Consider the following 10,842-nt stretch of genomic DNA (forward strand, 5'->3'; position numbering starts at 1 on the left):
GGCTGTCGTTGACCACGACCGTCTCGCCGGGCCGCCGCGGCCGCCATCCGGCAAAAAGTCCAGCCCATCTCTGATCATCATTTAGATAATGGCGTACACTAAATCGGCCGCAAGCATTCGCCGTGCAACACGCAGGCCCTGCTGCGCAGCCGATCAGCCGTGCCCCCTACGTGCCCGTCGGCCGTCGGTCTTCCAATAAGGCAACGCCAGGAGAGATCTGATGACCATTGATGTCCAGCACCTGAACGACGTGCTCCGGCCTGCCGCGCCGCCGCGGGTGGTCGAAGACCTGTACACCCAGGACCAATACGAGCGCATGCTCGCCGTGATCAAGCGGTACGGCCCGTGGCCCACGATCACCGCTCACCACTTCGACTCTGTCGAGGAACTCTTCGCCACGTCGAACGGAGGCGCGGTCGAGGGACTCAACCTCACCCTCGACGACGTGGCATCCGCGCACTTCCGCGGGTTCTTCGCGGAGAGCTCGGTCGCGTACCACCCGGAGCTGCACGACTGCTTCTACAACAACCGCTTCCTGCAACTGGCTCGCGAGTACTGGGGAGCACAGTACGCGCGGCCGACGATGATGCTGTTCAACCTCTGCGGGCCGCACCAGAGCGGGCTGACATCGCACCTCGACGCCGTCACGTTCCGCGGCGTCCGGTTCGAGAACTCTCCGATCTGGCTGCAGAACGTCATGGGCCGCTCCGGGCTGTTCACCGACCATCTGGTGAAGATGGCCCAGGTGATCACGTGGTGGTACCTGGGGGAGAACGGCACGTTCACGTACTGGCCCGACGGGCCCCTCGGCGAGCCCAAGCGCCTCGAACACCCCTTGTGGAACAAGGGCGTTGTGGTGCAGAACGAGTCCATGTTCCACCGCGGCGACCCCGTCGGCCGCCCCGATGAGCGCGACATCACCGGCCTGAAGCACCGCTCTCTGCTGGGGTACGACGCCGACCGTGACGACTGGGCGATCACCACCGACGGCGAGGTCATCCGCCGCTACCAGCCCAACGAGATGCGGCTGCTGGTGCACTGGAACGCCGAGGTCTACACCGACCTCGACGAGGTCAAGAAGAGCATGGACCACTCCGACGACCTGACCCACGACATCGTCTTCGAACGCCTCCTCGCCGACATGCACGCCCGCGGAATGAACGTCGCCGAACCCTCGGACCCGCTCCACGACAAGGAGTTCATCCGCGCGCTGATCGCCGCCTACTCGATCAGCCCCACCACGGACTGGGCCACCCAGCCGGCCTGACATGCGCCCACGCTCGTCCCACCTGGTGGAACTCGTCGATCTGGGAGCTACCGGGTGGGACGGCTGGGGTTGCGGGTACGCCGTCCGATCGGCCGGAAGCCCCGTGAGTACGTGGTCCGTCGTCCTCGAGTCCAGACGCGTAGTGACTACACAAAATGATGGCCGAAGCGTTGTCGGCGGGCGGAAGGCATACCGGGTGAGCGTGCGACAGTGGGATCTCTATGAACTCGTTCTGGAGGGCCCCACTCGCGGCAACCCTTTCGTCGACGTGGACTTGTCCGCCCGCTTCACGCTCGGCGGGGAAAGCACCGAGGTCGCCGGGTTCTACGACGGTGAGGGAACCTATCGGGTGCGCTTCATGCCCGAGCACCAGGGGCTCTGGACGTACGAAACAGCCGGCAATGTCACGGACCTGAACGGACGTACGGGCCGGTTCGAATGCGTCGAACCAGGCGAGGGCAACCATGGTCCGGTCCGGGTGCACACCGACGGCATGACGTTCCGCGTCGAGATCCTGGACACCTGGAACATGACCGTCACCCCGCTCGACACGCTGTACATCGCCGCAGTCGACGCCGAGAAGGCGATCGCGTACGCGGAGGGCGATGCGACGGTGAAACTCCCCGCGGACCCGTACCTGGCTCTCCGCATCCAACGGGTGGTGTAGGGACGAAGCGTCAGGACCCGGGGGAAGTCGGGTCCTGACGCGGAGTTCCGTCGTCCGTGCCGTGGCACCTGCGTGACCGTGCGATCGGTCGTCGGGATCCGGCCCCGGGCGGTTGTCAGTGGGGCCGGATCTCCTCGGAGTTGCCCAGGAAACGGCCCGCCCGGGGGATCTCGGCGGTCTCGCCGGTGACGACCACGCTCGTGCGCGCGCGGATGTCCGCGGAACTGGAGCCCACCATGAGGTCGATGGTGCCGGGTTCGACGACGAGGCGGTCGGCGGGGTCGATGAGGGCCAGGGCGTTGACGGGGGCGGACAGCCGCACGCGGCGCGTTTCCCCGGCGGGCACCTGGACGCGGGCGAAGGCCAGCAGTTGCCGGACCGGGCGGACGGTGGAGGCGACGACGTCGCGGGCGTAGAGCTGGACGACTTCCTCGGCCAGGCGGTCCCCGGTGTTGGTGATGTCCACGCGTACGGACAGGTCCTCACCCGCCCGGACTTCGGCGGCATCGGCCACCGCGTCGCCGTACGCGAATTCGGTGTACGTCAGGCCGTGTCCGAAGGGGAACAACGGACGGGACGGACCGTCGATGTACGTGGGTCCGTCGGCGCCGCCGGGCTTGTCGTATCCGCTGCCGGCCCGGCTGCCGTGGAAGATCGGGACCTGGCCGAGAGACGCGGGGAAGGTGACCGGAAGCCGCCCGGCGGGGGCGGTGTTGCCGACCAGGACGTCCGCCACGGCCAAGCCCGCGGCCGGGCCCAGCAGCGGCGCCCAGAGCACGGCGTCCGCACAGCGGCTGACTCGGTCCAGAAGGAGTGGGCGCCCACTGGCGACGACCACGACGGTGGGCACACCCATGGCGGCGACGGCTTCGACGAGGGCTTCCTGGTCGCCTGGTAGGCGCAGGTCCTGGCGGTCGACCTGTTCGCCTGCCGTGACGGGACCCACCCACCCGGTGCGTTCACCGACCACGACGATCGCGACATCCGTCCCGTCGACGGCTTGTACGGCCCGCGCCAGGTCGTCCGCGCTGGTGCCTTCCGGTCCACCGAACGACGCACGCACCACTTCGGTTGCGCCACCGACGACGCGCTCCAAGGCGTCCCCGATGCTGACGGCATGCGTCTCCAACTGGCGTGCCATGTCCTCGAACCGGTGCGGAAAGTCCGGCGTCGGGATCGCCCGCATCCCCTGGGTGTCGTCCAGACCGCCGGTCTGGAACGGCTCACCGGTCTGCGCCGCATGCAACCAGGCTTCGACGACGGAGACGTTGAGCTCTTGGAGAGCGACCCCGCTGTAGGCGCCGTAGTGCACGCGGATCTGCGCACCGAGTTCGCCCACCACGGCCACGCGTCGCGTGGTCGGCGGGATGGGGAGGACACCGTCGTTCTGGAGCAGCGTCACGGCCTCGACGGCCATGGCGCGGCTCAGTGCCAGCTCCTCGGCGAGGTCGGCGACGTCGGCGGGCTCGGGAGCCGTGACCGCGACGCCCCGGTCGAGAACATGGTCCAACAGCCCGAGATCCGCCTTGAGGTCCAGGACCCGTCGGGCCGCTCGGTCGACGATGCCCTCGTCCAGACGCCCTTCGCGGACCAGGTCGCCAAGCCGCGCGAAGGTGCGGAACTCGGGGAACTCCACGTCCATGCCGGACGTGATCGCCAGGCTGCCCGCTTCGTCGGCGTCCGCGGCCAGTCCGAATCGGGTCGCCAGGTGGTCCAAGGAGCTGTAGTCGCTGACGACAGTCCCGGTGAACCCCAACTCCCGGCGCAGCAGCGTGTCGAGCATCCCCGGATCGGCGGCGACGGGCATGCCGTCGATCTCCGAGTAGGAGTTCATCACCGTGGCCAGGCCGGCCTCCCGGATGGCGGCTTCGAACGGGCGGGCGTACTGCTCCCGGAGAGTGCGGGGGCCGACCAATGTGCCGGCGCAGTTCAGGCCCGCCTGGGGAGTCGCGTAGGCGATGAAGTGCTTGCCGCACGCCGCGACGCCGCCGCGCAGGTCGTCCCCCTGCATGCCGCGCACGAATGCGACGCCGAACGCCGCCGCCAGATCGGGGTCTTCGCCGTACGTCTCGTGTCCGCGCCCCCACCGGGGATCGCGCGTGATGTCCAGGACCGGGGACAACGCCAGGCGCACGCCGAGGAAGCGCAGCCTCTCGCGGGTCACCGTCGCCATGCGTCCGACCAGGGCGGGGTTCCAGGTCGCGGCCTGCGCGATGGCGGTGGGGTACGTCGGTGCGCCGGGGTGCACCACGCCGTTGAGCGCTTCCAGGTGGACCAGCGCGGGAATGGGGAACCGCCCGGCTCCCATCACCGCTTCCTGGATCCGTGCGATGAAGCCGGGCAAGGCGTCCAGGTCCGGGCACAGCCCGCCCACCATGGCCAAGTGCCCCACGCCGTGCGGGGCGAGCTGGGGGAGGCCCTTGGCGAGCGCTTCCGCGGGGTCGTCCGGGTTGCCCATGGCCAGGACGGCGAGTTGTTCGTACGCGGGTCCGCTCAGTTGGGCGACCTTTTCGTCCAACGACATCCGGCGCAGCAGATCGCCGACAGACTTGGGCATTGCTTTCGTCTCCTGTGGTGGTTGGTCCAAGGGCGCACAGGGGTGGTCACAGACGCCGATCAGCCTCGGGCACGACGCGTGTGCGCGCGAGAAGCTCGTCGAGCTGGGATTGCGGGAACTGGCCGCCACTGAACGCGACCATCTGAGTGAGTGTCAGCCCGTACGCGGGTTCGAGTAGGTCTTCGACATCCCCGTCGACGCCCGCGAACATGGCTCGTAGAGCCTGGCCGCCGATGGGGTGCTCCAGCCATTCCAGGACGGTGTTGTCCTGGGTGATGGGCGTGCTGTGCGTGCCCGCCACCAGCGTCGCGGACTCCGTCCCTTCGCGGACAGACGCGAGCGCGGCCTCGCTGCCATCGACGCTGACGGTGCTGAACATCGTCCTGTCCGGCCCCGGCAGGTGGTCTTTGCCGATGAGGGTCACTCGACCGCGCAGGGGCGTGGCCGCGGATGACCCGCCGACGAAGAACCTGACCAGGCCCGGCTCGACGACCCAGCCCTCGTCCGCGTCCCACAGCGCGAACATGATCGTGGGCACGTCGACGGTCACTCGGGTCGCCGCGCCGGCCGCGAGGGGGATCCTGCGGAAGGCGACCAGGACGCGGCGGCGCCTTGTCGTTCGCCCGATGACGTCCTGGCCGTACACCTGCACCACTTCGTCGCCGTCAACGTCACCGACATTTGCGACGGTGAACGAGAGCTGTATCGCGCCATCGGTCGATACCTCTGCGGACTCGACGGCCAGGTCCCGGTACTCGAAGTCGGTGTAACTCAGCCCGTGCCCGAACGGGAAGACGACCGGGGATGCGGTATCGACGTAGGGGGTTGACCGCGCCGCCGCCCAGTACGGGAACGGCGCTGCTCCGGCGGAGCCCAAGAGCGCGATCGGCAGGCGACCCGCCGGGTTGACGTCGCCGAACAGCACGGATGCCACGGCGTTCCCGGCCTCCTCGCCGCCGAAGAAGGAACCGACGATGGCGGGTACGCGGTCGGCCATCCATCCGAGGACGTAGGGTCGGCCGTGGCTGAGGACCACGATCGTGGGTGTCCCGGTCGCGACGACGGCCTCGACGAGTTCGCGCTGCACGCCGGGCAGTGCACATTCGGCGCTGTCCAGGCCCTCGCCCACGGTGCCGAAGGCGTTGATGCCCGACTGGTCTCCCACCACGACCACGGCGACCTCCGCCGCGGAGGCCGCGCGGACCGCGGCGTCGAACCCCGAGCGGTCATCGGTTGCGATCTGGCACCCCGGTTCGTACGTCACGGTCGTGTCGTCGCCGGCGCGCCGACGGATTCCGTCCAGGAACGTCACGACGGGTACCGACTCGACGAGAAGCCCGGCTTCGTCCGCGCCGAGTTTGCCCGCGAACTCCTCGGCGTCCTCCGGCTTCGCCTCCGGGTCGGCCGCGAGGGCGAACCGCTTGGTCATGCTGTCGAGCACCTGGTAGCTGTAGTTCCCCAGCTGTCCCATCGGACGGTGCGCGTTCGGGCCGATGACGGCGATGGACTTCACCGACGCGGCAAGGGGCAGCAGGCGCGAACCGTCGACCGGTCGGTTCTGCAGGAGGATGACCGCCTTCTCGGCGATCGTGCGGGCGAGTGCCCGTTCCTCGGCGGAATCGAACGTCTCGGGTACGGCGTCGAGATCGACGTAGGGACGTTCGAACAGGCCCAGGCGGAACTTGGCGCGCAGCACGTTGGCGACCGCCCGGTCCAGGTCGCCCTCGGAGAGAACGCCCGTGCGGACAGCCTCGATCACACGGTCGGACGAAACCTTGTTGTCCAGGTCCAAGTCGATGCCGGCACGGACCGCCTGGGCCACCGCCTGGAGGGTGCCCTCGGCGGTGCCGTGTTTGGTGTGCAGGTGTCCCACCGCGCCGAGGTCGGAGATGACGAGGCCGTCGAAGCCGAGCTCTTCGCGCAGCAGGCGGGTGAGGTGTGCCTTCGAACCGGTCACGGGGACGCCGTCGATGTCGTTGTACGACGGCATGACGCCCCGCGCGCCGCCCGCTCGGATGGCCATCTCGAAAGGCACCGAATGGATCTCCCGCAACTCACGCGGGCCGAGCTGCGCCGGTTGGGTGTTCCTGCCGCCCTCGCTGGCGCTGTAGCCGACGAAGTGCTTCAGCGTGGCCATGATCGGAAACTCGTCGTCGGCGTTCTGGAGTCCCCGTACGTAGCCTGCGGCCATGGAGCCGACCAGGTAGGGGTCCTCACCGTACGTCTCCTCGACCCGTCCCCAGCGCGGGTCGCGGGCGACGTCGGCGAGCGGCGACAGGGCCTGGCGTACGCCGAGCCGTGCCATCTGGGTTCCGATGGTCCGGCCCATCTCCTCGACCAACTCCGGTTCCCAGGTGGCCGCTTGCGCGATGGCGTCGGGGAACGTCGTGGCGTCCCGGACCTTCAGGCCGATGAGTGCCTCTTCCGCGAGCAGCACGGGAATACCGAGACGTGTCTCCTCGACGTGCTTGCGCTGAAGCTCGTTTCCTCGGGCCGCGGCCTCACGAGGGGGGAGGCCGAGCGTGCACAATGCCGCAACAGCCCCGCCCCAGCCCGTGTCCGGTGGTGTGTGCACGTCGACGGCCGACCCGAAGGGCGCCGCCGTCTGGGCCGCCTTCTCCTCCAGCGTCATCCTGCCCAGGAGGTCCCGGACGCGTTCTTGCACAGGGAGGGACGCGTCACGGTAGGGGAGGTGGTCCATCGGGCTTCTCCTACTTCAGGGGCAAAGGCGTTGTGCGCGCGGGAGTCCGCCGGTGGTCGGCGGGCCCCGCGCGTCGGTGTTTGCTCAGGCCGCCGTCCGAGATCAGCTGACCTTGGTGTCGAACTTCTGCGTGGCCGGGTTGAACTTGTACAGGTGAGGCGGCATGGCGCCGTGCGGAGTGTCGCGGGTGTAGGTGGCCGGGTCGACGTACGTCGGGACCTGGTAGGCCCCGAGGTTGAAGCCGGCGTTCTGGAACGTCTCGTAGTTGAGGTCCTTGCCGGCCTTGTCGGCGATGGCCTTGAACAGCCCCAGGTTCATGCAGGCGATGGACGCCGAGGAGCCCGGGGTGGGTTGGCCGCCGGGAACCGTCGCCGGGTCGACGAGCTTGCCCTTCAGTTCGGGAGCGGCCGCCTCGATCGTCGAGACGCAGTCCTTGATGGCAGGGTCGTCCCACTTGACGTCGAAGCCGAGGCCGGCCGCGTCGTTCAGGGTGGTGAAGTCGTGCTTCGCCTTGTCGCCGACGTAGCCGTTGGCCTGGCCCACGTCGGTGAACAGCAGCCTGGGACGGTACTTGGTCTGTTCGAGGACCTGCGGGAAGGAGGCGCCCATGCTGCCGACGACCACGACGGTGTCCGCGCCGGAGGCCTGGAACTTCTGGATGAACACGCCGGTCTGCTGGCCCACGGCCGCGGGGTCCTGTGCCGGGGCGTCCAGGACGGCGGTCTCCACGGGCGTCACGCCGAGCTTCTGCAGGGCCGGGATGACGGTGTCCTTCATCACGGCCTGCTCGTTGATGTTGGAGATGACCGCGACCTTCTTGCCGGCCAGGGCGTTGTTCGCGGCGAACTGGCTTATACCGTCGCCGAGTTCGTCGCCTCCGCGCCAGTAGGCAAACCACGGGGCCTGGGCCGTCGCGTAGCGTTTGGCGGTGAGCTGGCCGCCGATGGTCGCGGTCTTGTTGGTCTGCACGTAGCACAGCGGCTCGTCGCCGTTGAAGTTGCCGAGCGCGGCGAAGACCTTCTCGTCCTGGGTCATCTTGACGCAGGTCTCCCCGGCGGCGGCCGGCGAGATGAGGTTGATCTTGCCGTAGACCGGGACGATCTTGCGGCCGTTGATGCCGCCGTTGTCGTTGATCTTCTTGATCAGCGCGTTGTACGCGACCTCGAAGTTCCCGTAGTCGAGGTTGACGTACTGCCGGACGCTTTCGACGTCGGGGTACGTGATGCCGAGCTTGATGGTGTCCGCGGTCACGCCCGGGGCGATCTTGGGTGCGGGCGGCGCGGCCGGGGCTCCGGACGGACTCGTGGCGTCGTCCTTCTTCTCCGCCGTGCAGCCGGTGACGACCAGCGCGGCGGCCGCGGCGAGGGCGAGCACGGCGCTGTGTCTGGCACGGTGCGTTGTGAACATTAGGCGTGGTCCGTTTCGGGTCGTGGCGCGATGCGGCGCAAGGACGGAGAAGAGGTACGGGCTCGCGGGTGGCCGGGTCAGGCGGGCACCGTGGTGTCCGCAGGGGTCGGGCCGGGGCCAGGGGTGATGGGCGCGGCGCCGCTGCGTTCGATGGCGCGTTCGTCGGAGCCGAGGTAGCTGGCCACGACCTTGGGGTCGTCGCGTACTTCGCTCGGTGCTCCGGCGGCGATGACGCGGCCCGTTTCCAGGCAGTAGACGCGGTCGGAGATGCCCATGATCAACGGCATGTCGTGTTCGATGACGAGCATGGAAGCGCCGAGTTCACGGCGGATCTCCTGAATGAGGGGGCCGAAGGCCTCGGTCTCGCGCTGGGCGACACCGGCGGTGGGCTCGTCCAGGCACAGCATCCGTGCGTCGAGGGCCAGCAGGCCGGCGAGTTCGACGATACGGCGGGTGCCCGTGGACAGGTCGCCGATGAACGCGTCGGCGTAGCGGCCCAGTCCGAGGAAGCCGATCAGGTCGTCAGCTTCGGAGCGCTTGGCGCGCTCTCGCTTGAAGGTGTGCGGGAGGTGAAACGCGGTGGACAGCATTCCGGTTCGGCCGCGTGCTTCGAGGGCGATCTGCACGGTCTCGCGGACCGTCAGTTCCGGGAAGAGAGTCGCGGCTTGGAAGGTCCGGCCCAACCCCATCCGGGCCCGGGCGGCCGGAGCCAGCCCCGACACGTCCTTGCCGAGTAGTTCGACGCCGCCTCTGGCCGGGACGAACCCGCCCACGGCGTTCATCAGCGTGGACTTGCCCGCGCCGTTGGTGCCGATCAGGCCGACGATCTCGTTCGCCCGTACCTCGATGGTCACGCCGTCGACCGCCGCCCGACCGCCGAACCGCACCTGGACGTTCGACGTGGCCAGGATCGGCCTGTCGTCCGGCAGCGGCTCGTGCTCGGACCGCGTGAGCACCATCGGCGGTGCGGTCGCGACCTTGACCGCCTGGGCGGGAGCGAGCTTCGTGTCGGCCCACGCGAGGAGGGCGTCTCGTGCGCTGTAGCCGATCTGGACCAGGCCGCCGGGGAAATACAGCAGGAGGATCAAAAGGCCGAGGCTCGACGTCAACAGCGGCACCAGCTCGTTGCCCGGCATGAACGACGGCAGGCCGATGACCCACAGGGATCCGAGCACCGAGCCGGACACCGAGCCCAGGCCGCCGATCACCACGATCGACACCAGCGTCAGCGAGTCGGCGCTGAGGAAGTACTTGTCGGCGTACGGCACCGTCTGCACGGCGCCCGCGAGCAGCGCGCCGCCCAGCCCGGCGATACCGCCGGCAAGCGCGAACGTCTGCAACTTCACGCGGGTGGCGCCCACGGTGTACGCCGCCGCCGTGGCCGGGTTGTCGCGTACGCCGATGGTGGTTCGTCCGATGCCGGACTTGCGGAGTCGCGCCACCACCAGCAACACGACAGCAAGTACGACCAACACCGTGTAGTAGTAAGCTCGTTGGCTCGAAACATCGAGTCCGAAGACCGTGCTGCGTGGGAATGACGCGGTGGTCCGCCCCTCGTCGTGGAACACGTCGCGGCGGTACAGGTACTGCTCGGCGGCGACGGCGAACGCGAAAGTGCTGACCGCGAGCAGGAGTCCGCGTACACGCAGCGCGCCCGCGCCGACCAGCGCCGCGAGCCCCGCGGTGAACAAACAGGCCACCAGAACCGCTACCGGGAACACCAGTCCGCGGAAGCTGTACGTGGTGTCGCCGATGTCGATGCGCAACCCGCGGTTCAGGGACGCGGCCGTCAATGCGCCCAGGCCGGCGAATGCCATTTGCCCGAGGGAGAGTTGGCCTGCCCAGCCGGTCAGGATCGTCACCGACGCGGCGCAGATCGCGTACCCGAGGATCACCGTGTAGAGCAGATGCCGGGACGGCTGGGTCACCATCAGCGGGAGGACGACCGCGATCAGGCCCAGGACCAGGAACCCTCCGCGCTCCAGGTTCCGGACCCACCACACCCCGCGCAACCGTGCGGGGACGGGCTTGACCTTTGGCGCGAACGAGAACGACGAAGCTTCGGTGTCCCGGCCGCGGCTGACGAAGAACACCGCGACCAGCACGATGACCAGGACGGTCATGTCGCTCAGGCCAGGTTGGTCGAGCCAGTTGAACTGCACGAAGGACTGGAGCAGACCGAGCCCGACACCTGCGAGCAGGGCGATGCGAAAGGAGACCATGCGGGCGGTGATCGCCCGCAT

At 68.7% G+C, this 10,842-nt stretch carries 6 protein-coding genes; 2 read left to right on the forward strand and 4 right to left on the reverse strand.

The genetic code is table 11. The features are described from left to right. Nucleotides 1–220: 220 nt before the first annotated feature. Together AB0C36_RS41170 and AB0C36_RS41175 are read left to right on the forward strand one after the other, a co-directional pair. Nucleotides 221–1,267, forward strand: coding sequence for a hypothetical protein (locus AB0C36_RS41170; RefSeq protein ID WP_358364433.1), 1,047 nt, complete (start codon nucleotides 221–223; stop codon nucleotides 1,265–1,267). Between the two features lie 202 nt (nucleotides 1,268–1,469). After that, a complete protein-coding gene (locus AB0C36_RS41175; protein WP_358364437.1) occupies nucleotides 1,470–1,934 on the forward strand; it encodes a DUF5060 domain-containing protein in 465 nt (154 codons plus the stop codon). Between the two features lie 115 nt (nucleotides 1,935–2,049). Here AB0C36_RS41175 and AB0C36_RS41180 read toward each other — a convergent pair whose 3' ends face one another. From AB0C36_RS41180 to AB0C36_RS41195, 4 genes are all read right to left on the reverse strand, one after another. Then, nucleotides 2,050–4,491, reverse strand: coding sequence for a glycoside hydrolase family 3 N-terminal domain-containing protein (locus AB0C36_RS41180; RefSeq protein ID WP_358364440.1), 2,442 nt, complete (start codon nucleotides 4,489–4,491; stop codon nucleotides 2,050–2,052). A 46-nt stretch (nucleotides 4,492–4,537) separates the two neighbouring features. Then, nucleotides 4,538–7,192 carry a beta-glucosidase family protein gene (locus AB0C36_RS41185; protein WP_358364443.1) on the reverse strand — a complete coding sequence of 885 codons (2,655 nt, stop codon included), beginning with the start codon at nucleotides 7,190–7,192 and terminating at the stop codon, nucleotides 4,538–4,540. Nucleotides 7,193–7,294: 102 nt separating this feature from the next. Beyond that, entirely contained in the window at nucleotides 7,295–8,599 is a 1,305-nt protein-coding gene (locus AB0C36_RS41190) for an ABC transporter substrate-binding protein (protein WP_358364446.1), read from the reverse strand. A 77-nt stretch (nucleotides 8,600–8,676) separates the two neighbouring features. Then, nucleotides 8,677–10,842: branched-chain amino acid ABC transporter ATP-binding protein/permease (locus AB0C36_RS41195; protein ID WP_358364448.1), on the reverse strand; the 2,166-nt coding region annotated here is incomplete at its 5' end.

This window comes from Streptodolium elevatio, assembly GCF_040649515.1.
Classification (GTDB): domain Bacteria; phylum Actinomycetota; class Actinomycetes; order Streptomycetales; family Streptomycetaceae; genus Yinghuangia; species Yinghuangia elevatio.

Coding starts and splice junctions, on each gene's coding strand:
- AB0C36_RS41185 (WP_358364443.1), bottom strand. CDS start 7,192: ATGGACCACCTCCCCTACCGTGACGCGTCCCTCCCTGTGCAAGAACGC.
- AB0C36_RS41180 (WP_358364440.1), bottom strand. CDS start 4,491: ATGCCCAAGTCTGTCGGCGATCTGCTGCGCCGGATGTCGTTGGACGAA.
- AB0C36_RS41190 (WP_358364446.1), bottom strand. CDS start 8,599: ATGTTCACAACGCACCGTGCCAGACACAGCGCCGTGCTCGCCCTCGCC.
- AB0C36_RS41170 (WP_358364433.1), top strand. CDS start 221: ATGACCATTGATGTCCAGCACCTGAACGACGTGCTCCGGCCTGCCGCG.